15 protein-coding genes and 10 pseudogenes are annotated in these 25,918 nt (G+C 33.1%); 6 read left to right on the top strand and 19 right to left on the bottom strand.

Translation table 11 applies throughout. From position 1 onward, the window contains the following. Positions 1-258: 258 nt before the first annotated feature. The 5 genes and pseudogenes from ABLV95_RS02455 to spxA form a co-directional block, all read right to left on the bottom strand. Positions 259-1,327: pseudogene (locus ABLV95_RS02455) on the bottom strand (M3 family oligoendopeptidase). Next, complete coding sequence (locus tag ABLV95_RS02450) at positions 1,278-1,958, bottom strand: hypothetical protein (RefSeq protein ID WP_460876284.1); 681 nt, start codon at positions 1,956-1,958, stop codon at positions 1,278-1,280. The pseudogene ABLV95_RS02455 and the gene ABLV95_RS02450 overlap by 50 nt, the downstream one beginning before the upstream one ends. A 166-nt stretch (positions 1,959-2,124) precedes the next feature. Further along, positions 2,125-3,123 (bottom strand): competence protein CoiA, encoded by a 999-nt coding sequence (locus ABLV95_RS02445; RefSeq protein ID WP_427705081.1) that lies wholly within the window; start codon positions 3,121-3,123, stop codon positions 2,125-2,127. 179 nt (positions 3,124-3,302) lie between these two features. Continuing rightward, complete coding sequence (gene mecA / locus ABLV95_RS02440; RefSeq protein ID WP_285322872.1) at positions 3,303-4,022, bottom strand: adaptor protein MecA; 720 nt, start codon at positions 4,020-4,022, stop codon at positions 3,303-3,305. Between the two features lie 345 nt (positions 4,023-4,367). Beyond that, positions 4,368-4,763, bottom strand: a complete 396-nt coding sequence (gene spxA, locus ABLV95_RS02435; RefSeq protein ID WP_002483765.1) for a transcriptional regulator SpxA — start codon at positions 4,761-4,763, stop codon at positions 4,368-4,370. Between the two features lie 304 nt (positions 4,764-5,067). Between spxA and trpS the strand changes: the two genes are divergently transcribed. Beyond that, complete coding sequence (trpS, locus tag ABLV95_RS02430; RefSeq protein ID WP_427705084.1) at positions 5,068-6,057, top strand: tryptophan--tRNA ligase; 990 nt, start codon at positions 5,068-5,070, stop codon at positions 6,055-6,057. 277 nt (positions 6,058-6,334) lie between these two features. On the opposite strand, the pseudogene ABLV95_RS02425 reads toward trpS, so the two are convergent. The 5 genes and pseudogenes from ABLV95_RS02425 to opp3b all read right to left on the bottom strand — a co-directional run bounded on the left by ABLV95_RS02425 (position 6,335) and on the right by opp3b (position 12,040). After that, positions 6,335-7,990 (bottom strand): annotated as a pseudogene (locus ABLV95_RS02425) (peptide ABC transporter substrate-binding protein). A gap of 20 nt (positions 7,991-8,010) precedes the next feature. Then, positions 8,011-8,955, bottom strand: coding sequence for an ABC transporter ATP-binding protein (locus ABLV95_RS02420; RefSeq protein ID WP_427705089.1), 945 nt, complete (start codon positions 8,953-8,955; stop codon positions 8,011-8,013). Then, positions 8,945-10,027: an ABC transporter ATP-binding protein gene (locus ABLV95_RS02415; RefSeq protein WP_460876281.1), complete on the bottom strand. Its 1,083-nt coding sequence runs from the start codon at positions 10,025-10,027 to the stop codon at positions 8,945-8,947. Before ABLV95_RS02415 ends, ABLV95_RS02420 begins: the two co-directional genes overlap by 11 nt. Before the next feature lie 18 nt (positions 10,028-10,045). Next, positions 10,046-11,114, bottom strand: a pseudogene (opp3C, locus tag ABLV95_RS02410) (oligopeptide ABC transporter permease). Continuing rightward, positions 11,114-12,040 (bottom strand): oligopeptide ABC transporter permease, encoded by a 927-nt coding sequence (gene opp3b, locus ABLV95_RS02405; RefSeq protein WP_057512701.1) that lies wholly within the window; start codon positions 12,038-12,040, stop codon positions 11,114-11,116. The pseudogene opp3C and the gene opp3b overlap by 1 nt, the downstream one beginning before the upstream one ends. A gap of 244 nt (positions 12,041-12,284) precedes the next feature. Here opp3b and ABLV95_RS02400 point away from each other — a divergent pair, with 244 nt between their 5' ends. Further along, a complete protein-coding gene (locus tag ABLV95_RS02400) occupies positions 12,285-12,659 on the top strand; it encodes a DUF3899 domain-containing protein (RefSeq protein ID WP_427705097.1) in 375 nt (124 codons plus the stop codon). A gap of 55 nt (positions 12,660-12,714) precedes the next feature. Here ABLV95_RS02400 and ABLV95_RS02395 read toward each other — a convergent pair whose 3' ends face one another. The 4 genes and pseudogenes from ABLV95_RS02395 to ABLV95_RS02380 all read right to left on the bottom strand — a co-directional run bounded on the left by ABLV95_RS02395 (position 12,715) and on the right by ABLV95_RS02380 (position 16,420). Continuing rightward, entirely contained in the window at positions 12,715-13,257 is a 543-nt protein-coding gene (locus tag ABLV95_RS02395; RefSeq protein WP_460876278.1) for a hypothetical protein, read from the bottom strand. Then, entirely contained in the window at positions 13,208-13,948 is a 741-nt protein-coding gene (locus ABLV95_RS02390) for an MFS transporter (protein ID WP_460876276.1), read from the bottom strand. The genes ABLV95_RS02395 and ABLV95_RS02390 overlap by 50 nt, the downstream gene beginning before the upstream one ends. 270 nt (positions 13,949-14,218) lie before the next feature. Next, positions 14,219-15,465, bottom strand: a pseudogene (gene fabF, locus ABLV95_RS02385) (beta-ketoacyl-ACP synthase II). 11 nt (positions 15,466-15,476) lie between these two features. Then, positions 15,477-16,420 (bottom strand): annotated as a pseudogene (locus tag ABLV95_RS02380) (beta-ketoacyl-ACP synthase III). 233 nt (positions 16,421-16,653) lie between these two features. Here ABLV95_RS02380 and ABLV95_RS02375 point away from each other — a divergent pair. Further along, positions 16,654-16,848 carry a DUF2929 family protein gene (locus tag ABLV95_RS02375; protein WP_002508112.1) on the top strand — a complete coding sequence of 65 codons (195 nt, stop codon included), beginning with the start codon at positions 16,654-16,656 and terminating at the stop codon, positions 16,846-16,848. An 89-nt stretch (positions 16,849-16,937) separates the two neighbouring features. On the opposite strand, the gene ABLV95_RS02370 is transcribed toward ABLV95_RS02375, so the two are convergent. From ABLV95_RS02370 to clpB, 3 genes and pseudogenes are all read right to left on the bottom strand, one after another. Then, complete coding sequence (locus ABLV95_RS02370) at positions 16,938-17,102, bottom strand: hypothetical protein (protein WP_427705105.1); 165 nt, start codon at positions 17,100-17,102, stop codon at positions 16,938-16,940. A 180-nt stretch (positions 17,103-17,282) separates the two neighbouring features. Further along, a pseudogene (locus tag ABLV95_RS02365) lies at positions 17,283-18,883 on the bottom strand (IS3 family transposase). A gap of 164 nt (positions 18,884-19,047) precedes the next feature. Then, positions 19,048-21,658 (bottom strand): annotated as a pseudogene (gene clpB, locus ABLV95_RS02360) (ATP-dependent chaperone ClpB). A 287-nt stretch (positions 21,659-21,945) separates the two neighbouring features. On the opposite strand from clpB, the gene ABLV95_RS02355 reads away from it, so the two are divergent. Then, positions 21,946-22,365: a nuclear transport factor 2 family protein gene (locus tag ABLV95_RS02355; RefSeq protein ID WP_427705108.1), complete on the top strand. Its 420-nt coding sequence runs from the start codon at positions 21,946-21,948 to the stop codon at positions 22,363-22,365. A gap of 213 nt (positions 22,366-22,578) precedes the next feature. Here ABLV95_RS02355 and ABLV95_RS02350 read toward each other — a convergent pair. Both ABLV95_RS02350 and ABLV95_RS02345 read right to left on the bottom strand, forming a co-directional pair. After that, positions 22,579-22,857 (bottom strand): annotated as a pseudogene (locus ABLV95_RS02350) (acyltransferase); the annotation flags it as partial. 397 nt (positions 22,858-23,254) lie between these two features. After that, positions 23,255-23,563, bottom strand: coding sequence for a metal-sulfur cluster assembly factor (locus tag ABLV95_RS02345; protein WP_002508116.1), 309 nt, complete (start codon positions 23,561-23,563; stop codon positions 23,255-23,257). A 113-nt stretch (positions 23,564-23,676) separates the two neighbouring features. Between ABLV95_RS02345 and ABLV95_RS02340 the strand changes: the two are divergent. Continuing rightward, positions 23,677-24,518, top strand: a pseudogene (locus ABLV95_RS02340) (Cof-type HAD-IIB family hydrolase). A gap of 32 nt (positions 24,519-24,550) precedes the next feature. Continuing rightward, positions 24,551-25,874, top strand: a pseudogene (locus tag ABLV95_RS02335) (CoA-disulfide reductase). The last annotated feature ends 44 nt before the right edge of the window (positions 25,875-25,918 follow it).

Here is a 25,918-nt window from a genome sequence, read left to right as displayed (position 1 = left end):
TTTTTTAAAGTCAAACGAATAGTTATTCATATTTTTGAATTTAATTAAAAAAGGATATAAAAAAACGCCGTGTCTGATTACACGGCGCTAAACAAAGGGGATGGGAGAAATTTTCTCACTTCAAACAAAGGGGTATGTTTGTTATGTGATTAATTTCATGTTTATAATATAACACGCTAAAATGCGTCTTTCAACCTTTTAGTTTAAATAAAATCACTTTGTCACAAACTTGTCATATTGAAAACGAATACATTCACACTAAGCTTTCATAAGCTTTTCAAAAGCGTCTAATTTTTGTTCGAATACTTGGCAAGCTTGTTCAATTGGTTCAGGAGTTGTCATATCTACACCTGCATTTTTAAGTATTTCAATTGGGTAATCTGAGCTACCTTTTTTCAAGAATTCATTAATATATCTGTCCACTGTCGGTTGGCCTTCAGCCAAAATTTGACGACTTAAACTTTGAGCCGCACTATATCCAGTTGCATATTGATACACATAATAATTCATATAGAAGTGAGGAATTCTTGACCACTCTTTACTAATATCTTCATCTGTTTCGACAGAATCACCAAAGTATTGTCTATTCAATTCTGCGTATTCTTCATTCATACGATTTGCTGTAAGTGGTTCTCCTGCCTCTTCGATTTGATGAATCTTATGCTCAAATTCAGCAAACATTGTCTGTCTAAATAATGTTGCACGGAAACGTTCAAGTTCTTGATTAAGTAATAATAGTCTACGTTCATCATCTAAATGTTTGTCCATATAGTCGCTTAACAATGCTTCATTACATGTAGAAGCTACTTCTGCTACAAAAATTGTATAACCACTTGAATTGGTCTGGTTGGTTTTGACGACTGAAATAACTATGTGCAGAGTGACCAAATTCATGCACTAATGTATATAAATCACTCACTGTATTGGACCAATTTAATAATATAAAGGGATTAGTTAAATGCGCACCTGAAGAATAACCACCTGAGCGTTTACCTTTATTTTCGTATACGTCTACCCGACGATGATTTAACCCTTCTTCAACAACTTTCATATATTCTTCGCCCATAGGTTGTAAAGCTTTTACCATCCAATCTTTAGCTTCTTCATACGGCATTTCAAATTTCACATCTTTAACTAAAGGTGTATAAAGATCGTACATCTTCATATCTTCTAAACCTAATAAGTCTTTACGTAATTTCGTATAGCGATGTAATAATGGTAAGTAGTTATGCACAGTTTTAACTAAATTATCATATACTTCTTCTGGTATATGATTATTACTTAATGTCAGCTGCTCTTGCAGTTTCGTAATTATGTGTTTTGGCATTAAACACATTCTTTTTCACTTCGCCGCCTAAAGTTGCGCTTAATGTATTGTTAAATGCGCCATAGGCTTTATATAAATTTTCAAATGCAGATTTACGTAAAATACGATCATCTGATTCTAAACATTTTATAAACGTACCTTGAGTTAATGAATGATGATTCCCATCTTTATCAATTGCATCTTCAAATTCTAAATCAGCGTTACTAAACATACCATATACATTATCTGATGTTGCTAAAGCATCTTGTGCCTCAGTAAGTAATTTTTCTTTATCTGCACTTAAAACATGAGGTCGTTTTTCATTAATCAGTTTCAAATCAAATGCATAACGTTTTAAATCATCATTAGATTCAATGAAATTTTGGATTTGTGCTTCATCAATTTGTAAAATTTCTGGAACTAAGAAACTCCATCCAGAACTAAATTTAATAATAAGTTGATGTGCACGTGACTCGTATCCCGTGTACTTATCATTTGCAGTATCTTGATCTTGTTTTAGATGAGCATATACGTATACTTTTTCTAATTGAGAACCCAGTTCGTCTTCTAAAGCTAATGCGTTATAAAGTGTTTCTGCACTATCAGCTAAATGACCTCTAAATTGTTCTTCTTGTCCTATGTTATTTTCCACTTCTTTAAATGCTCGCTTCAAAAGCTTCATCTGATTCGAAAATAGTAGTTAAGTCCCAAGTATATTCAGGGTATTTACGTTCTTGTTCTTCTCTTGTTAATTGTTCAGTCATAATATTAAGTAAACCTCCTATAAAGTTCATTATTATAATTTTCTCACGTAACAATCATTTTTGCACGTTATTACGTCCAATGCTATAATTCAATTTCTGAAATTTTCTAACCATTTCCCTAGCAATTTCTTCCTTATTAACATCCCCTGTATAAAATTCATTATACTCAATTAATTTTATAAAATCACTTAACTTATATTGTACATGCTTTAACATAAATAGAAGTTGTAATTGCCAATATACTGGATGAGATTTAACATATAATTGTTCTGGGAAAATGATACCAAGATGTTTACTTACCCATGACTCTGATAATTGTAATTGGTACATAACGCTAAGACTCGGCTCAAGTACCGAACGCCTATTACGACAATGCTTCAAGTATTTAATAATTGCAGTTTCACTTAACTTTAATGTTAAATTGTTATATTGCATATCTACATGAGTCGAGGTATGTACCAAAGCATCATTTGAAACAATCTCTCTTTTCGCAACATATCGTTTGCCACCAAGATATTGTAATATCTTATATTTGTACAGTTCTTGTGTGTAATCATTCCAAGCAAATAAGTGGTGCTCTTTTAAATTAATATAAGTCCGTTCACAAGTTGTAAGCATTAAAATTTGTGTTATCTTATCATAACTTGGATTATTAATAACCCACACAACATCTAGCCCACATTTTTGTAAGGATATACTGCGTTTTTTTATATTTGATATCGTAATTCGTGAAAATTGTATTTCAATTGCTACACTGTGATTTATGATTAAATCAGGATATTGATAACATCCTGTTATATAAGGTTCTATGGCAACATTATAATTATATTTTTCAAACCATTGAGCAAGTTGGTATTTAAGACAATAGTGTTCATAAGTTTCTCCTTTATTGCATGTAAGCATCCTTTTACTTACATGAGCAAAATGTGGTGCAATGAATTGGCCTTTTTTAAATATAACTTTATTATTACAATGCGGACACGTATATTGATGTCCTTTTTGAGCAATCATTGCTGATATGATTTGGTTACTTTCATTTCTTGCACATAACATAATTTTACCACCTCATTTTATTACACTGTTACAAATGAATCATTACTTTTAAAATATAGTAATGATAGCAAATGATTTATATACCACTGGTAATTGAACATAAATAAAATAAGGCACACAAAAAGACCTGCTGAAAATTAAATTTCAACAGGTCTCAATTTTAAATTAAAAATTTTATATTATTCTGTCGCACTTGGGAAATAACGACGTACTTGTGACGCAACATTATGACTCATAATAATTTTTGCATAGTCGTTTAAATATACTTCTGATTTGTCAGTAGGATATGCGAATTCAAGTAATTGACTATAACTATCATTAATTGATTCTTGATCCACTGTTTCATCAAAATGAACAGCATAGTAGTATATATTATTAAAACTGTATAATAAATCTTCAAAGTCATCTACTGATTGATTGTTGTGGTGTGCATAATCAATCACTTCTTCTAAATCGTTAAATTTAACAATTACTGTACGTGTGCTTTGTTGTTTATGGTCATTATTATCTTGATTGTGGTTGCTTTCTTTTTGTTGTTGACGTTGTTCAAATAAATCTTCTAAACTATCATCTTGATCAAACGTCTGTGATAATAAATCGTTCACTTGATAATCAAGTTGTTCGTTATCACCATTCTCTGACATATTAATAAGGTCTTCATTTTTAGATTTAGATATCGTTACTTCAACACCTTTTTCAAAAGCATGTACTTGTATCCATAAAGGACCTTCAACTACAAAATCTTCTTCTTCGTTGATTTCTTCCATCATGTTCCAAAAGAACTCTTCACCACGCTTACGATTTGTCCACAAATCCTCACGTTTAAAACCTCTAGCCTCTATATCACTATATGTTATAAATAATTTAACAGTAGTATCGTCAACACGCTCTATTCTCATATCATCTCACTCCTTACAGTCGATGAATAGTAATCATTATTGTATTAGAACGTAGTAATAATTACAATTGATTTGTTTCATTAATTTTTACTATTTCCTAATTGGTCTCTTATATTAACACATACCCTAACATAAGCCAAAAAAACAGCACTAATTACCAAGTGTTGTTTCACTTTTATCATTCTTCAATCAAATGGCTCATTGTTTTTAAAAGTCTTGAACTATAAAATAATCGGTTCATTTGACTTCACTCTGAGTCTATTTGTTATGCTAAATATAATAAAGCCACAAAGCAACATCATAAACATGCTACTTTATGGCCAATATTGTAAATTATGATTTGTTTTAGTCAACCATACGTTGCGCTTCTTGTAATTGGAACGTACGTACTTTTCTTGGTAAGAAACGTCTGATTTCGTCTTCGTTATAACCAACTTGTAAACGTTTTTCGTCTAAAATAATTGGACGACGTAATAAACCAGGATTATCTTGAATAATTGAATATAAATCTTGAAGCGGCAATGCGTCTATATCAACGTTTAGCTTTTGGTAAGTCTTAGAACGTGTAGATATAATTTCATCTGTTCCGTCTTCAGTCATTTTTAAAATTTGTTTGATTTCGTCAATTGTTAAGTGTTCTGAAAAAATGTTACGCTCCGTATACGGAATGTCATGTTCTTGTAACCATGCTTTCGCTTTACGGCAAGATGTGCAACTTGGTGAAGTAAATAATGTTACCATACATCTCACTCTCCTATTTTTCATGAATTTAAATTCATTAGATTTCAATATTTATATGATTAAGAAACTTTCAAGTAAACTTCGTCTTCCTTAACCTTACAATCAAAGTATACCCTTTCAACATTAAAATTAAATGAGAATTCTTTAATTTTTATCAAAAAATTTAAAATAAAAGCAATTCTCAATAAATTCGGATAGAAATATTGATATGTCTATAGTTTAACATAAATTACAAATGATTGAAATACTGTTATAATGTAGGTAATATGTATTAAATTAAATTTTAGAAGGTAGGCATCTAAAAATGGAAACATTATTTTCAGGTATCCAGCCCAGTGGTATTCCAACACTTGGTAATTACATTGGTGCATTGAAACAATTTGGTGAAGTCCAAGACGATTACAATTGTTTCTTCTGCATCGTGGATCAGCACGCAATTACTGTTCCACAAGATCGTTTGAAGTTACGTAAACAAACAAGACAGCTTGCGGCGATTTATTTAGCCTCTGGTATCGACCCAGAGAAATCCACATTATTCATACAATCAGAAGTACCAGCGCATATACAGGCGAGTTGGATGCTCACTTCGATCTCTTCTATTGGAGAATTGGAACGTATGACACAATTTAAAGATAAAGCTACTAAACAGACTGAAGGCGTTCCAGCAGGTTTACTTACATATCCACCGTTAATGGCCGCAGACATCATAATCTATAACACGAATATTGTCCCTGTGGGCGACGACCAAAAGCAACACATGGAATTAACAAGAAACTTAGTAGATAGATTTAATTCTCGTTTTAACGATATATTAATTAAACCCGAAATACGCATACCAAAAGTGGGTGGTCGTGTGATGAGTTTACAGGATCCAACTAGAAAAATGAGTAAAAGTGATGATAATCAAAAGAATTTCATTTCCTTACTTGACCAACCAAATACTGCTGCTAAAAAAATCAAAAGTGCAGTAACTGATTCAGATGGTATTATAAAATTTGATAGAGAGCACAAGCCAGGTATTTCTAATTTATTATCCATTTATTCTAGTTTAACGGATGAATCTCTAGAATCATTACAACTTAAATATAAAGACTCTAATTATGGTGTGTTTAAATCAGATTTAGCAGAAATCGTAAAAACATTCTTAACAGATTTTCAAGAAAAATATGAGTACTACTTTAATTCAGATGAATTAGATACTATTTTAGATAATGGTAGAGATAAAGCTCAAAAAGTTTCTTTCAAAACATTGAAGAAAATGGAAAAAGCTATGGGCTTAGGCCGTAAAAGATAATTATAACGGGCACATTCTATTTAATTAGAATATATTAAAATGCCAACAAAGTCAGTGACTTTGTTGGCATTTTTTGTGCTTGCTTTCCACAATTACAGTCTCAGCCCGTAGTCTTCAGCCAGTGCTTTAAATACATGTTTAACTAATTGAGCAAGAAATGTTTTCTCAATTTCATATAGTACTAACTAGTTTAGTTTAATATGAAAAATAAACAGCACACCAACCTTATGTTGATGTGCTGTTTGTAATATTTATTTTATTTTTCAACCTATACTAACTATTCTTTCTTTTCACCAGTTTCTCTATCAATACTCTTATCTATTCTCACATTTTTCAGAGATGTATCTCCTCCAATTTGGTGATAGATTAAGCCTTTAACTTGTGGATTTGTTAAGTGCGCTTCCCCTTTTTGATATATCGGTGCAACTGGTGCATCTTCCAACATCATTTCTTCTGCTTTCTTCATAGCGAGCATTACGTTCTTCCGGTTTTTTCAATAATTTGCCATTAGCATCTTCAATTAATTGATCATATTCTTTACTACCCCAACCAGTATTATTCTGAGCAAGCACCTGTTGTCATAATACTTAAGAATGTTAATGGGTCTGGATAGTCTGGTCCCCAACCAGATAATGAGGCTTCGTGTGTTTCAGAAGACTCTTGATTCAAACGTTGTTTAAATGGTAATTGTTTAATTTTCATTGTGACACCAGGCAACGTTTTTTCTACTTGAGCTTTGATATACTCAGCTGAAATTTTTGAACTTGGTGTATCTTCAGTATTCATCGTGAATGTCAGATCTTTGATACCTAAATCTTTTTTAGCTTTTTCATAATGTGCTTTAGCGACTTCTGGGTTATATGATAATGGCGAATCAATCGTTTCCGCAAAATCTTTACCATCAGGTGTTTCTGCTGTTAATTTAGATGTGAAACCGTCTGTTGCTTCCGAACCATCATTTTTAACAGCATCTACATAGCCTTCTTTATTAATTGCTTGTGAAATTGCTAGTCTCATATCTTTATTTTTAAATGCTTGGTACAGTTTTTTGATTTAATTTGATATAAAATGTACTTGCTAATAAACGTTTTTTCAAACCTGCATTATCTTCATATTTATCAACCTGATCCGCTGTAATAACAGTATCATCAACAGAGCCTGTATCATATAAAGACGCACCCGCTTGTTGGTCTTTTAATACTTTATAATTAACGCGATCTAAATGAACCGCTTCTTTATCCCAATAATCTTCGTTTTTTACAAGTTGAATTTTATCTTCAACCCTCCATTGATCTATCTTGAAAGGTCCATTAAACACTGTTTTATCAGCTGTAGTACCATATTGCTGACCATGTTTTTTCACAACTTTTTCATTTTGTGGCATAAATGTACCAAAAGCAAACATTTCATTAATATACGGGATTGGTTTATTTAATTCCACCTTCAACGTATGATCATCTAGTGCTTTTACACCTAATTCATCTACATCTTTTTTACCCATATTAATAGCTTCCGCATTTTTCAAATCGTACATAATATAGGCATACTCAGATGCTGTTTCAGGATTCACTACGCGCTTCCAGGCAAACTCGAAGTCATGCGCAGTAACTGGATCCCCATTCGACCATTTTGCGTCTTTACGTAATTCAATTGTTAAAGTTTTACCGCCATTACTTTCTTTAGGCAATGCTTTAGCCACACCTGGTTGCGCTTTATCATCTTTATCTAATGTATATAGACCTTCATAAATTTGGTTATACATATCAAATGACACTGTATCCGTTGCCAATGCTGAATCCAATGACGTAATATCTTGCGATAATACTTTTCTGAATACTTGTCCTTTATCTGAATATATACCTTCAGCACTACCACAACCTGCTAATACTACTGTCAGCGCAATAAGTATCGTAAATAACTTAATTTTTTTCATCGTAATCCCCCTTTCCCCTTTTATACAGACGTTTCATGTGTTTCAGATTGCAGTGCTTCCGCTTCTTCATCTGTTGTAAATACATAATGGTTTGGTCGTACTTCATGCAATGAACGTTTGTCATTGTTTTCTGCGTCTTCTTTAAAAACTGTTCTCTTTCTCACTCTTTCACTTTCAGGGTCTGGCTGAGGTACAGCAGAAAGTAAAGATTTGGTATAAGGATGCATAGGATGATGATAAATTTCATCAGCACTACCTAACTCAACGATTTTACCGAAATGCATCACTGCAATTCTGTCAGAAATGTATTTCACCATTGAAAGGTCATGGGCAATGAATAAGAATGTAATACCTCGCTCTTTCTGTAATTTTAATAACAAATTTACAACCTGTGCTTGGATAGAAACGTCTAATGCAGATATCGGTTCATCAGCGATAATAAACTCTGGCTGAACTGCTAATGCACGTGCAATACCAATACGTTGACGTTGTCCCCCAGAAAATTCATGCGGGTAACGGTTGGCATGCTCTTTACTTAAACCTACTGTTTCCAATAAGTCATAAACACGTTTCTTACGATCTTTAACACCGGAAGCAAGTTTATGTATATCAATACCTTCAGCTACGATATCCATAACTTTTAAACGTGGATTTAATGATGCATAGGGATCTTGGAAGATCATTTGTATTTTTTTATTAAATTTCAATGAGTCTTTACGATTTTTAATCTTTTGAATATCTACGCCTTCATATAGAATTTCTCCATCTGTAATATCATTCAATTTAATAATGGCTTTACCTGTAGTTGATTTACCACAGCCTGACTCTCCTACTAAGCCAAATGTTTCCCCTTTAAACACATCGAAAGAAATATTTTCGATGGCTCTAACTTCATTTCGCTTACCTTCATTAAAATATTGTTTTAAGTTTTTCACTTGTAATAGCACATCTTTATTATTCTCCATCGAACGACACCCTTTCTACTTGTTGAGGTTTATCGTAATTATTCGGCATTTTACGTAAACGCTTTTTCACCATTTCTGGTGGCTCGACATGAGGGGAACGTTCGTCCAACAACCACGATTTCACAAAATGTGTAGGCGATACTTGAAACCAAGGAGGTGGCGTCTTAAAATCTATATCTAATGCAAATTGACTACGCTCTGCAAAAGCATCTCCTTTAGGTGGATGTAATAAATCTGGCGGTGTTCCTGGAATAGCTAACAATTCTGTTTCTGAACCTGTAGTTAAATCTGGCATTGATGATAATAATCCCCAAGTGTATGGATGTTTAGGATCATAGAATATTTCATCTACATCTCCGGTCTCTACCATCTGACCACCATACATTACTGCGACACGATCTGCGATATTCGCAACCACACCTAAGTCATGTGTGATGAATATAATTGATGTACTAATTTTATCTTGGAGCTCTTTCATTAACTCTAAAATCTGTGCCCGCATCGTTACATCTAAAGCAGTTGTTGGTTCATCAGCAATTAATACTTTAGGTTCACATGCAAGTGCTGTTGCAATAACGATTCTTTGTCTTTGTCCACCTGAGAATTGGTGCGGATAAGCAGAGAAACGTTTTTCTGCATTGGGTAAACCTACTAAATTTAATATCTCTAAAGCACGTTTTTTCGCATCTGTTTTATTATAATTTCTATGCTTCATCAATGGTTCCATAACTTGTTTGCCAATCTTCATCGTTGGGTTTAAAGAAGTCATTGGATCTTGGAAAATCATAGATATATCTTTACCTCTAAGTTTAATTAATTCTTGTTCTGATTTCTTTGCTAAATCTTCACCTAAGAAATTAATTTCACCTTTTTTAATTCTCCCCGCATCACCTTGAAATAATTTAGTGATTGCTTTCGTTGTTACTGATTTCCCCGAACCAGATTCACCAACAATTGCTAGCGTTTCACCTTTATCGACAAAGAAATCAACACCTCTAACCGCTTGCACTTCCCGAGCGTCGATATCAAAGGAAACATGCAAATTATTCACTTCTAATACTCGTTCTGACATAAATGTTGCCCCCTTTTATTATCTGCGCATTTTAGGATCAAATGCATCGCGTAATCCATCACTAAATAAGTAGAAGAATAAAATTAATAAACTTAATACTACTGTTGGTATAAATAATTCATGCGGATGAATTAACAGCATTGCTCTACCTTCATTTACTAACGAACCTAATGACGTCTTAGGTGCTGGTACACCAATACCAATGAAACTTAAGAACGCTTCGAAGAATATGGCATTTGGCACTGTAAACATTGAAGTTACTACGATAACGCCAAGTGTATTAGGTAAAATATGTTTGAATATTAATTTTAATTTTGATGCACCTAATGTTGTAGATGCCAAGACAAATTCTTGTGTTTTTAACTTTAAGAATTCACCACGTACCACACGACTCATACCAATCCAGCCGGTAAGTGCCATGGCTAAAATGATGGTCCAAATAGATGGCTCGAAAATTAATACGAATAAGATAACCACAATCAGTGTAGGTATCGAAGCAACTACTTCTATAATACGCCGCATGACATTATCTATCCGTCCGCCAAAGAACCCTGATATTGCCCCGTACACAACACCTATAAATATATCGAGCAAAGCTGCTACTACACCTATAAATAAGGATACTTGCGCGCCTTGCCAAGTTCTTGACCATAAATCTCTACCTAACTGATCTGTACCAAACCAAAAGTTTTCTGTAACGCCTGCTTCTTTATAAGCATCGACACCTTTTGCGCCTTCACCATCAAATGGCAAGAATGGTATTTTATCTAGCACAGGTATTTTAGCTGGTAAGTTACGTCTATCTACATCTTGTTCAGCAAAATCGTGTGAACTTATTAAAGGCCCAATTAATGCGAGTAGTACGATAAGGATTAAACCAATCATCCCAACTACCGCTAGTTTATTTCGTTTCAATTGCGTCCATGCATCTTGCCAAAAGTTTTTACTTTCTCTTTGCATTTCCGGTTCTTTTTCAATGTCATTCTTGCTTCTAATAAAATCAGATGCTTGGTATACCTTCTGAAGTATGTGTCATAACTGCATTTGAATGATCATCTGTTAATTTTTCATCTCTTTTATCAGCCATTATTTTTTACCCCCTTGTACACGGATACGCGGATCAATTAAACCGTATAAAATATCTACAATGAAAATGGAGACAATAAACAATGTACTGAATAAAATTGTCGTCGCCATGATAACTGGGAAGTCATTCGTAGTGATTGATCTCACGAATTGGTCCCCTAACCCTGGCACACCGAAAATATTTTCAATTGTCAAAGTACCAGTTAAGATACTTGCTAACATCGGCACAATAATCGTAATAACCGGTATCAATGCATTCCGTAATGCATGTCCAAATAGTACTCTCATTGTTGAATTACCTTTTGCACGTGCTAACAAGATATAATCCGAACTTAAAACTTCTATCATCTCTGCTCTTATGTATCTTGCCACCGTTGCTAATACTGCTGCCGATAGTGCTAATGATGGCAGTATCGCGGTCGATATGCCTTCCCAACCCGCAACCGGTAACCACTGTAATCTAACTGCAAATACGTATTGTAGCAATACTGCTAAAACAAATGATGGTACTGATACTGCAATAACCGAAATGACGGTGGCTGTATAGTCGACCCAACTGTTTTGCCGTACTGCTGCTATAACCCCTAAAATCAACCCTAATATCACACCAATAACCATAGCTGTCAGTCCCATTTCAAGCGATGGTAATAATCTTGGTTTTATTAAGTCCCACACAGGTTGGTTATCATATTGGAATGAGTTACCAAAATCCCCTGTAACGACATTCTTTAAATAACTTGCATACTGTACTGGTACAGGTTCATTCAAACCATACTTTTCATTTAAAATTTGCTTCTGCTCTTCATTTAATTTTTCATCATTAAATGGTGAACCTGGCATAAGCTTCATTAAGAAAAATGTAATCGTAATGATTATGAATAATGATAAAATCATATATCCCAAACGCTTTAAAACATACTTAAGCATATTTTATCCCCCTTTAAATTCAGAATAAACATTCCCTTTAAAATATTCAGAATATTTATTAACATTATACTTTTCCTTTACGCGTAAAGCAATATTGTTTTGCTTTACATTATTAAAGAATTTTTAAACAATTTATTTTATAGTCTTATACAAGTGTTGATATAATTGAATTTATAGAAGTTTATATTCATTTTTTAGGTTTATTAAGTTACAATAAATTTATTGTATAATTGGAGGAGTTAATATGAAATACATAAGAAGTTTACTGATTTGGGTTATTTTTACACCTATACTCTCTTTATTAGTCTGGTTATTTACTTCACATACGTTAGTACTTTATATCAATACCTTTTTCTATATTTCCATTGCATTGGCTATCATCTTCTTTATCGTTATCGTTGTTCAAGAAGGTATTTTAGATCCTACAAGTTATGGTTTTAGAAGACTAAAATATCAACTTACTAACAAAAAACATAAAGACACACTCGAAAATGATGAGTTTTTCAAACCGACGCAAGCAAAAAAAGAAAATTATTTTGTTACGCCATGGGTTAAAATTGCATTTGTATGTAATTTATTTTATTTATTACTCTCTATCGGTATTTCTTTTGCAATATAAAAGACTGCATTAGATATTGTTCATTTTTCCACAATACTCTAATACAGTCTTTTTATTATCTTGTTTCTATATTGGGGTTAAAGAATAAAGCATAGTAAAGTAAAACAAAACCGATTAATACAACTACTGCAACATAGACTGACATCATCCATGGCAGTAAAAACGCACCCAAAATTAATCCGAATCTAGATAATACATTGGCACCATAATATGAGACCATACCAAATGTAGAATACGTACTGCGCTTGTCATCAGGTATCATTAAAAAGCGTTGCGCATTTTGAATTGGTGAATAAATTAATTCTCCTAACGTGGCAATGATTGCAAATAAACACAATATCCAAAACGCACTGGCTGACGTCAATACACTATAACCAACCGTATACAATACTATACCGATGATAAAGACCGCTCTTTTAGAAGTTTGCGCTATAAGTCGATTCACTGTAAAAGTTAACGTCGCTACCACGATCGTATTGATAATCATAATGACAGTAAACATCCTTACGCCATCTATGTAAAATCCTAAAAAATGAAAGGCTTCAAACTCATCTTTCAATCTTACTACGACATACGAATTTAAACTGAGTTCTGCCATAAAAACCAAGCATCATTCCTAAATTAAAAATCATATAGTATTTATCTTTTAGCACAACATGATAACTATTCACAAAATGTTTAAAGCGAGAGGTCAGTGGCTCTTTTTTATTATAAATTTGTTCTACATCATAATATTTTTCAAATAAATACCAACTCACTAACATAGCGAAGAAGAACATAATAAATAATAAATGCTTGTGACCTAAGTATAGTAATGCACCTAACATCATTCCTATCGCCGTACTAATATTAAACATCCAATAATTAACTTGATATACATATTCCCTTACCTCTTCGTATATCGCATCCATGATAGCCGCTTCAAAAATAGGTTGACTCGCCGCAAATAAAATTTCAAAAATAAATACAGTAGCACAAAAAATAATTAAACCGATACCGTCCATAGTTACAGTTATACTTAATATAATTAAGCATATAGCATATAAGAAATGTATATAATTAACGACTCTCTTCCTATTATAATTGTCTCCTAAGTATCCACCTAGAAAAGACACGAAAAAACTAACAACAATATTTGTCATTAAAAAGGCACCGGCAAAAACCGCATTTGTTTTGCTCGTTAGATATAAAGCCATAAAGGGTAAAATCGCTTGACTTGCTACATTCAAGATGAAATCCGCTATTAGTCTTGTTTTCAAAGTGATTGATAACGTCATAAATTTCTTCAAATCTCATCCCTCCTGACTCCGAAATTATTCCTATTATACATTAATTGTTTGTTGTGTACATACAATTTTCAAAATCAATATTTTTTCATCATAAAGTTAATAATGATAAATATGTATTCTAAGTGCAATTATCGGAAACATATTAATACTGAAAAAATAAAAACTAAACCTAAAAAAACAGCCAGAATTTTAAATTCCGACTGCTTTCATTAATTTATATATATCTTGGACATATTCATTTTAACTCGTTTAAAATGAAAGTTTATAGATTTAATCAGCAAACTTTTTCAATACGATTACGGCATTGTGTCCACCGAAACCTAAACTATTACTCATTGCATAATTAATTTCTAAGTCTTCCGCTTTGTTTGGTACAATATCAAGATCACATTCTGGATCTGGAGAATCTGCATGAATTGTTGGCGCTATGCGACTATCTCTAATAGAAAGTGCAGAGAATATCGCCTCTAATCCACCTGTCGCACCAAGTAAATGACCTGTCATAGATTTCGTTGAACTTATCTTTAATGATGCTGCAGCTTGTCCAAACGTATTTTTAATTGCTTGGATTTCTGTTAGATCTCCAACTGGTGTACTTGTACCATGTGCATTAAGATATTGCACTTCCTTAGCTTCTATACCAAGCATCATCTAAAGCAGCTTGCATTGCACGTGAACCACCTTCGCCCTCTGGTGAAGGTGCAGTAATATGATGTGCGTCGCCACTTGAACCATAACCTACAACTTCAGCATAGATTTCTGCGTCACGCGCTTGAGCTGACTCTAGAGATTCAAGAACTACGACACCAAGCACCTTCGCCCATAATAAAACCATCACGACCTTCTTGGAATGGTCTACAAGCTGTTTCTTTATCATCATTTGTAGATAAGGCACGACTTGCACTGAAACCTGCTAACGCCATATGCGTTATAGGTGCTTCAGCTCCGCCTGAAATCATTGCGTCTGCATCACCACGTTGTATAACTTTAAATGCTTCACCAATTGAATTCGTACCTGTCGCACATGCAGTCACTGTCGCACCATTAGGTCCTTTAGCACCTAAATCAATTGATACTTGTCCTGCTGCCATGTCTGGAATAAGCATTGGTACAAAGAAAGGACTCACGCGTCTAGGGCCACGGTTTAATAATTGGCTATGTGAAATTTCAAATGTTTCCATACCGCCAATACCAGACCCAATCCATACACCTATTCTATTAGCAGTTTCTTCGTTAATAACTAATTTAGCATCTTGTACTGCTTCTCTAGTCGCAACCACTGCGTACTGTGTAAATCGATCCATGCGTCGTGCTTCTTTTTTAGGCATATGGTCTTCTATATTAAAATCTTTTAGCTCACTCGCTAAATGAACATTATAATCTGTTGTATCTACACGTGTAATCGTATCAATACCACTTACACCGTTTAGAGCATTATTCCATGATGTTTTTGCATCATTACCAAGAGGTGATAATGCTCCAACTCCTGTAATTACAACACGTTGTTCTTTGGTCATATTTTATCCTCCTATTTTCCCCATCTTAAAGTTACAGCGCCCCATGTAAGACCGCCACCAAATCCTACTAATACTAGAACATCATCATCTTTAATCTTGCCATTTTCTAATTCTTGAGAAATGCTTAACGGTATTGAAGCCGCTGAAGTATTCCCATATTTATCTACTGAAACACTCATTTTTTCTTTTGGAATGCCTAAGCGTTCTCGCGCTGATTCCATAATTCTTATATTTGCTTGATGTGGTACAAACATGTCAACGTCTTCAGGAGTTAAATTTGCTTTGGCTACTGCATTGTTAGACGCTTCACCCATAATTCTTACAGCAAATTTAAATACCTCGCGTCCGTTCATGGATATTTTTCCATTTTCAGGATTTAAATATAGATACTTACCACCTGAACCATCTGAACCTAATTCATAGCTTAAAATACCACGTCCTTCAGATACTTCTCCAATTACAACTGCACCAAGCACCATCACCAAATAAAATTGCAGTTGAACGGTCTGTAAAATCAGTGATCTTAGATAATTTATCTGCACCAACAACAAGTATATTTTTATAGTCTCCTGATTGAACAAATTGCTTAGCATTTATCATGGCATACATAAACCCACTACATGCTCGCAAGTTGATCCATTGAAGCAACTTTGCCAACGCCTAATTTTTCTTGTAATATGTTAGCAACTGTAGGAAATGGAAAATCCCCAGTTGATGTTGCAACGATAATCATATCAATTTCTGATGCTTCGATATTCGCATCTTCTATCGCTTTTAAACTTGCATGATAAGCTAAATCTGAAGTTTCTTCATCTTCATCTGCCCATCTTCTTTCTTTAATGCCAGTCATTTGTGAAATCCATTTATCTGAAGTTTCTAAAAATGATTCAAAATAGGTATTGTCTACAACATTTTTAGGTGTGTATGCACCAAAACCTTTAATACCCACGTCCATGGTTGTACACCTTCTTATTTTTGATTTTAATTTTAATACCAGGTATTAATTTAACATAATACACATTTCAAATACAAGAACAACAGCTAACTTATAAGATGTTTTACAGATTAATTATAATTTAAACCTTCTATTATAACAATGTAAAACTATGAATCTAACTTTGCTACTATACAAATAGCGCTTTCTTATTTATAATGAACTTATATATATTATATTGGAGGCATTACATAATGAAATACCTCGCAACTTTATTTTGGTCTATTGTCTTATTGCAAATGATTAACTTTGTGCTTAATAGTTTAGCAGGTGGTGGCGAGCTTAACCTCATCACACCTATTGTAGGCGCGATATTTTTCACTATTATTATTGTTTTATTTGAAATGGTTATTAAAGGCAATAATGATGATACAAAGGAACAACATTAGAGCGCGTCTATAATTAGACTCGTATAAAATGCCAACAAAGTCAGAGACTTTGTTGGCATTTTTTGTGCACGCTTTCCACGGGCACAATCTCATCCTGTAGTCAGCAGTCGCATCAAATCACTGTCAGCTTTTAAATCTTGATTGCTAATTTCTTCATTCATCTCTAATTTGAGCTTAGGTAAAATCTCTGTTTGTATGAGTTCTTCATAAAGTGATTTCGACTTTTCAATCACATTTTTATACTTCTTATACATAAGACACCTCGTTTTAAAGTTATGTTAGAGTAACTTTATTATACGAAAGTGGCTTATTTTTTTGTATGAATTTATATAATTGTACCGATTTTAACATAGAAAAGCGAGCAATCCATTAGAAACTGAACTGCACCCAGTCAAGTAGACAAGTAAATAATTAAATTTTAGGTTGATCTCGTATTAAGCGAGATCAGCCATTTTTAATGTGATGCGCTCATTATTAAAAAAATGAATATAATCATCTATAATAATTTTAGCTCTTTCTATATTCTCAAATAAATAATGTTTATTTCCTCTATAAATCTCACTTTTAATAATCCCCCAAACACTTTCCATTGGTCCATTATCTATACATCTACTAACACGCGACATACTTTGAATTACGCCAAAGCGATTTAATTTATCTCTAAATCGCCTAGATGTGTATTGGTACCCTCGTTCACTATGCAAAAGAATACCTTCGGTAGAGTCCATATTACATACTGCTTTATCAAAAGTGTTAAATACGAGTTGATTATTATTTGAAGCACTTGTTTCATAACTAACTATTTTATTTGTACCTAAATCATAAATAGCACTTAAATATACTTTGTTTCCAGCTTTAAGTCGAAACTCAGTTACATCAGTTAACCATTTAACGTTAGGTTTATCTTCTTGAAATTCACGATTCAATATATTTTCAGCTGTGATTTGAGGCGTTGAACGTTTATATGGTGTTCTCTTACGACGTATGACAGCAGTTAGCCTCAGTTTTTTCATTAATCGATAAATACGCTTCTGATTCACTTTTTTACCTAATTTAATTCGAATATAAATGTAAATACGTCTGTAACCATAAATGCCTTTATATTTATCATATATTTCTTGTATGTCTTCCATTAAAGATTCGTTTTCTACATCTCTTTGTGTAGGTACGCGATGAATCCATTTATAATAACTGGATCTTGAAATTCCAAGCGTTTGGCATAGTTGTTGAACAGGATATTCTTCTTTTAGCGTTTGGATCGTTTCGTATGCCGTGATTTGTTTGATTTTTGATTCATCATCTCTCTTTCTATTTCTTGATATTTTTTTAAAACTTTATTTTCCATTTCTAAAATTTTATTACGTTCTTTTAATGCTTTAATTTCAGCTTCATTAACTTCTTCAGAAGTTAATATTGATTGAGGTTTACCTTTACCTCGACCATCGATTAGACCGTCGCCGCCATGCTCTTTATATTTTTGTATCCATTGGTACACTTGACCGTAAGTAACATTAAATCTTTGGGCTATTTCTTTGTAACTTAATTCATTATCCAGATAAAATTTAACGATATTTAATTTTTCTTCATAAGTCGTTTTTTTCGCTTTCATTATATACACCTCAGATATTGAAGAATAATTTTGGTTCTCTTTATCCTCAGTATAACGTTTTGTCCAATTAATTATAGTCTTATGTGATGGCACGTTGTATTTAATCGCTAAATCTCGATAAGATAACTCACTATGAAAATATTCATCAACAACGTTCATTTTAAATTCTTTTGAATAACTATTGTTATTTGATTTTGGAATCAACGATTCCATACCTTTATCTAAATATTGATAGTATTTATCTCTTAATATACCTGTATGAATATCTAGGTTTAATTCATCTACAATATTCGCAAAACTCATGCCTTCTTCATATTTGTCAAAGGCAATAAGAAGTGAATTTAAATCTACTTTAAGTTTTTGAGACACAAAAAAACTCCCTTCAAAGTTTTTACTTTTTAAGTGTCTACTTTGAAGGGAGCATATCAAACTAATAGATTGCTCGCTTTTAATTTGAGAATGGGATATTTATGTCTCAGACTCTTATCTACGTGCTACACCATTCCTGTTATTGGGTTCGTATTATTATTTTAAGGTGACGCTCTATTTAAATGTTTTACTTATCAGAAGCTTGTTAATTAAAATTATACTTATTCCGTGTCTGGTTTAATTTCTTCAAATGTCAAACCATCATCCGATAAGTCTATGTTTACTTTCGTGCCTTCTGTTAAGTTTTCTTTAATCATTTTACGTGCCAATGGTGTTTCAATTTGTCTTTGAACAAAACGTTTCAATGGTCGAGCACCAAATTGTGGTTCATACGCTTCTTCACCTAGCCATGCTTTTGCTTTATCAGACACATCAATTGAGAGTCGTTGTGACATAAGTCTGATGTTCAATTGTGCTAATATTTTATCTACAATTAAACTCATATCTCCAATTGTTAATGGTTTAAAGAGTACAATATCATCCATACGATTGATAATTTCAGGTTTGAAGTATTGGTTTAAGCTATTCATCACAGCTTTTTCAGTTGCATCTGTGATGACACCTGCATCCTTAACGTTTTCTAATAGCACTTGAGAACCTATATTACTTGTCATAATAATAATTGTATTTTTAAAATCAACTTCTCGCCCTTTAGAATCCGTTAAACGACCTTCTTCTAATATTTGTAAAAGCACATTAAATACATCTGAATGCGCTTTTTCAATTTCATCTAACAATATCACTGAATATGGATTACGGCGAACAGCTTCTGTTAATTGTCCACCCTCATCATGACCTACATAGCCTGGAGGCGCACCAATTAAACGTGAAACTGAGTGTTTTTCCATATATTCACTCATATCAATACGAATCATATGTTTTTCAGAATCAAATAACGTTGATGCTAATGATTTAGCTAGTTCTGTTTTACCGACACCTGTTGGACCTAAGAATAAGAAACTACCGATAGGTCTATTTGGATCTTTAATACCTGCACGTGCTCTTACAACAGCATCTGCAACTAAATCTACTGCTTTATCTTGTCCTACTACACGTTCATGTAAAATATCGGATAGATTTAATAATTTTTCTCTTTCAGTTTCAACAAGTTTAGATACTGGTATACCCGTCCAAGAACTAACGATATCGCCAATTTCTTCATCTGTTACTATTTCACGAATAATGCGATCATTATCACCGTTTTGTTCGTTTTGGAATGCATCTTCAAGTTCACGTAATTCTTTTTCTAATTCTGGAATTTTACCATGTTGTAATTCTGCTGCTTTTTCTAAATCATAATTGTTTTCAGCATCTTCTAATGCTTTTCTACTTTCATCTAACTCTGTACGTTTTTCTTGTAGTTTTGCTATTTTACTTTTTTCTTCTTCAACACGAGATTGTATCGCATTTTGTTTTTCTTTTTCATTAGATAATTCTTGTTGCAATTCTTGTAAACGCTGTTTACTTAAATTGTCAGATTCATTTTTTAAGGCACTTTCTTCTATTTCTAATTGCATCACTCGTCTATTGACTTGATCTAGTTCAGTAGGATTAGAACCCATTTCAGTACGGATTGTTGCACAAGCTTGATCCACTAAATCAATCGCTTTATCAGGTAAGAAACGATCTGTGATATAGCGATCTGATAATTCTGCAGTTGCTACGATTGCTTTGTCTTGTATACGGACACCGTGATACACTTCGTAACGCTCTTTTAGTCCACGTAAAATTGAAATTGTGTCTTCTACATCAGGTTCAGATACATTTACTTTTTGGAAACGACGTTCTAAAGCCGAATCTTTTTCAATATATTCTCTGTATTCATTTAACGTTGTTGCACCAATACAATGTAATTCACCGCGTGCAAGCATAGGTTTCAACATATTACCAGCGTCCATAGCGCCTTCTGTTTTACCCGCACCAACAAGCATATGGATTTCATCAATAAATAATAAAATTCTGCCATCTGAATCTTTCACTTCTTTTAATACTGCTTTCAAACGTTCTTCAAATTCACCACGATATTTGGCACCTGCTACAAGTGCACTTAAATCTAATTCAAAAATCGTTTTATCTAGTAAAGATTCAGGCACATCTTTACGTACAATACGTTGGGCCAGACCTTCAACAATAGCTGTTTTACCAACACCAGGTTCACCAATCAATACTGGGTTGTTTTTTGTTTTTCTACTTAAAATTCTGACTGTATTTCTAATTTCTTCGTCACGACCAATGACTGGGTCCATATTACCTTTACGTACTTCTTCAACTAAATCGCGACCATATTTTTCTAATGCTTCATAATTTGATTCTGGATTTTGTGACGTCACGTGATTACCCCCTCTTATTTTTTTAATAATTTCTTCGATGACCTCTTTTTTGTTACCGATAAACTGTTTTGTTGTTTCATCAATTTCCATGGCAGAAAGTATAAGATGTTCCATAGATATATATTCATCTTCATAGGACTTCATATAAGATTCTGCTTTATTTATAAGTTCATTTGCTTTAGGACTGATGTATTGCCCATATTGAATGTTTTCTCCTTGAACCGATGGATAACTTTTTAATTTTTCATTATATGCTTTAACAAGTTGTTCTGTATCAATATTTGCTCTTTCTAGAACACTTTTAAATAAGCTTTCATTTTCTTCAAGTGCTTGCTTTAAGCACAGCTTCAATTTCTATATTTTGATTCTCATTTTCTTTTGCCAATTCAACTGCTTTTTGTAAAGCACCTTGAACTGCATAGGTCATTTGATTAATATCCAAAATGATTCACCTCACCATTAAGAGTTTGATCAAAACAAATCAAGTTTGACTTTGACTTTCTTTGACCTTAATTTAATTATAGTCCTTTTCATTTAAATAATCAACAAATTAGTCTACATTTTAAAATTTATTTTATTCTTTTATAAGTCAGTGTATATCAGTGTTTTGCCCATTTTCTACTACGCTTAAACACTGTTTTTATACTTTTAAATGACATTGTAAAAATTGGATTAAAATATATACTCTGCTAGACTGCTTGTAACTTTACAATAAAGGATGTGTCCAAAATGACCGAAGAAATGAAAACGCCTGTGCCACCTTTCAATGCGCAGACCGCCTTACAAAAAGTGAAAATGGCAGAAACTGCATGGAATACTAGAAATCCAGAACAAGTGTGCTTAGCATATACAGAAGACTCAGTTTGGAGAAATCGTAGTGAATTTTTCGAAGGTCGTGAGCAAATAAAAGCATTTCTTTATAGAAAATGGGATAAAGAACTAGATTATAAATTAATGAAAGCATTGTGGTGCTATACTGACAATCGTATATCTGTTAGATTTGAATACGAATGGCGAGATGCAAGTACAAATCAGTGGATGCGTACACATGGTAATGAACATTGGAAATTTAATGCCAATGGCCTCATGACAAGACGTGATATGAGTGCGAATGACTACCCTATTCATAAAGAAGATAAAAAATATTAAAGAATAAAGGTGCAATTAATCATATTGCTACTTTACGACCACTCTTGACTAGTAAATACAGCAATAGACAAAGACTACAGTTTGAAGCTATTGCCTTGGAAAACATGCATAAAAATGTCGACAAAGCATAAGAATTTGTTGATATTCTGAACGTCCTCAAAAATTGGGGGCGTTTTTATATACTTTTAATCACAAACTTTCACATATTACTTTCTACATTATGCATAATTTTTTAGATAGTATATGTTTTAATATTTCATCAGTCATAGCTTCAATACCTGACTTTTCTAAATGAATACCATTTGGTGCAAAGTATTCAGAGTGACCCTCAAAACGTTTGTACCAATCGATGAGCGTGACATTATCATGCTTTTCAGCCGCATTATTCATCGACACATTAACGTGTCTCTCATACTTTCTTAGTACACGCGTGTTTTTCAAATAAACTTTAGCGCTACTAAAATTACCAATTAATTCATCTAATTGTTCTTCAGATGGTATGGTATGTACTAAATTTTTCTCAATTTTTACTGTATTAAAAGTTGTTTTTTATTAGAATCTGTATTTTTACCTCAATGTTCAAAGGTTCCTACAAAAACGAATAGCGTTGGAATCAAAATAATAATCAATATTACAGTTCTAATAAATATACCCTTGTTAAGCTTATTTAACGTAAATATTTTGAAACCATTCTTTCTAAACGGTGTCTTAATATAACGATAAGATAATTCTGCGTAGCAACCTATTACCACAACACTTTTAATGAATTGAACAATATAAAAATAAATACCTTAAATTGCTCAAAGTTTTCAAACAAAAAAACTAGCCTAAGTGAAAGTACATTTAAAAACGTACTTACTAGACTAGTTTTCATTCTAAATATTAAAGCTTAGCTTACACCTAAAGCAATTTTAGCGTAACGAGACATCTTATCTTTGCCCCATGGTGGACTCCAAACGATATTAATCTCTGTATCCTTAACTTCCGGAACTTCAGCTAATACTTCTTTCACTTGATTCATAATCTGCGGCCCCATTGGACAACCCATAGAAGTCAGTGTCATATCTACTGTGCATAAGCCTTCATCATCAACATTCACATTATATATTAAGCCTAAGTTCACAATATCAATTCCTAACTCAGGGTCAATTACCATTTCTAAAGCACCTAATATGCTATCTTTTAAATCTTCCTCCATAAATTTCACCTCTTCGTATTTAATCTTATTAACAATATATCAAATATCTTACAAAACGCCAATAAAATGCTATGATATTCATACATCAATTATCAAAGATTAAGGAGATTTACATGAAACCTTATTTAATTTGTCTAGATTTAGACGGAACACTTTTGAACGATGAAAAAGTGATCACACCATATACCAAAGAAGTACTAACAACTTTACAAAATCAAGGTCACAAATTAATGATTGCTACTGGTCGACCTTACAGAGCAAGCCAAATTTATTATCATGAACTTAATATGAATACACCTGTCGTTAACTTTAATGGCGCATTTGTACATCATCCAAAAGATGATCAATTTGAAACAATGCATGAAAGATTAGATTTTGATTTAGCTCGAAATATTATTCAATCTTTAAATGATTTTGGCGTTACTAATATTATTGCGAAGTGAAAGATTATGTATTTCTTAATAGCTATGATCAAAAATTATTCGATGGTTTTTCCATGGGTACGCCAAAAATTGAAACAGGCGATTTACTTACTTGTTTAAATGAATCACCGACTTCAATTTTAGTAGAAGCAGAAGAATTTATGATCCCTAGAGTTAAACAAATGCTTACACGATTCTATGCAGAAAATATTGAACACCGTAGATGGGGTTCACCTTTCCCAGTTATAGAAATTGTAAAACAAGGTATCAACAAAGCACGCGGTATTGATTATGTTAAAACACATTTAGACATTGATAGAAATCATATTATCGCATTCGGCGATGAAGATAATGATTTAGAAATGATTAAATACGCAAAACATGGTATCGCAATGGAAAATGGCTTGGATGAGTTAAAACATATTGCAAATGAAATCACGCATTCAAATAATAATGATGGTATTGGTCGTTACTTAAATGATTACTTCCAATTAAACATTCCGTATGAAGTAACTGTAAAATCTTATATTTAATATGAGATTTACTCACTAGGAGGCAATTTATTATGAATAAAATCGTAGTCGTTGGTGCTGTTGCTTGGTGGTGCGACCGTTGCCGACCAAATAAGAAGATTGGATCAAGAAAGTGAAATCGTGGTCTTCGAAAAAGATCGTGATATGAGTTTTGCGAACTGTGCATTGCCCTATTATTTAGGAAATGTCGTAGCATCAAGAGATCAAATATTAGAAGCAACACCAGAATCATTTTACGATGCTAAACAAATTGTAGTGAAACCTTATCATGAAGTAACCTCAATCAATGATACTTCACAAACCATAACTGTTTACGATTACGTACAAGATAAAACCTTTGAAGAACGATATGACACATTAATTCTAAGCCCTGGTTGTAGCGCTAATACGTTAAACTTAAACAGCGATATGACATTCACTTTAAGAAATATGGAAGATACAGATGCAATTGAATCCTTTATAGAAGCAAACCAAGTAAAAAAAGCACTCGTAATCGGCGCTGGCTATATTGGTTTAGAAATTCTAGATAATTTATATGAAAGAGGTATCGCACCTACATTAGTCCATCGTTCAACACATCTCAATAAATTAATGGACGAAGACATGAATCAGCCAATTATCGATGAAATTGAGAAAAGACATATAGACTATCGTTTAAATGAACAAGTGTCCAAAGTCATTGGTAATGAAGTACACTTTGAGTCAGGTAAAGTCGAAGATTACGACCTTATAATAGAAGGTATCGGAGTCAAACCAAATTCAGCATTTATTGAGTCATCCAATGTCATTCTTGATGACAAAGGCTATGTGCCAGTGAATGATCAGTTTCAAACTAACATTCCTAACATCTATGCTTTAGGCGATATTATCACTTCACATTATCGCCATGTAGATTTAAATGCACATATCCCGTTAGCTTGGGGTGCTCATCGTGGTGCAAGTATCATTGCAGAACAATTAGCCGGTGACCCATCTATACAATTTAAAGGCTATTTAGGTTCAAATATTGTGAAATTTTTCGATTATACATTTGCAAGTGTCGGTGTATCTCCACAAGAACTTTCGAACTTCGACTATGGAACTGTTGAAGCCAAACAAGGAGAACATGCCGGTTATTATCCAGGTAATTCAAAGTTACATTTACGCATTCATTTTGACAAAACGAACCGACGTATTTTACGTGCGGTCGCTGTTGGAAAGAAAGGTGCAGACAAACGTATAGATGTGCTCTCTATGGCAATGATGCATAAATTAACTATAGACGAACTAACAGAATTTGAAGTTGCTTATGCCCCGCCCTATAGTAGACCTAAAGATATCATTAATATGATTGGTTACAAAGCGCGTAATAAATAGCACTAATGATTCAAACTAAAAAGGGATCTTCCAAAATTGGAAGA

This window comes from Staphylococcus sp. Mo2-1 (assembly GCF_046721385.1).
In the GTDB taxonomy this organism is placed as follows: Bacteria; Bacillota; Bacilli; order Staphylococcales; family Staphylococcaceae; genus Staphylococcus; species Staphylococcus equorum_A.
Note: the sequence above shows the minus strand (reverse complement) of the source record. Positions and strands in the feature narration are given on the sequence as shown.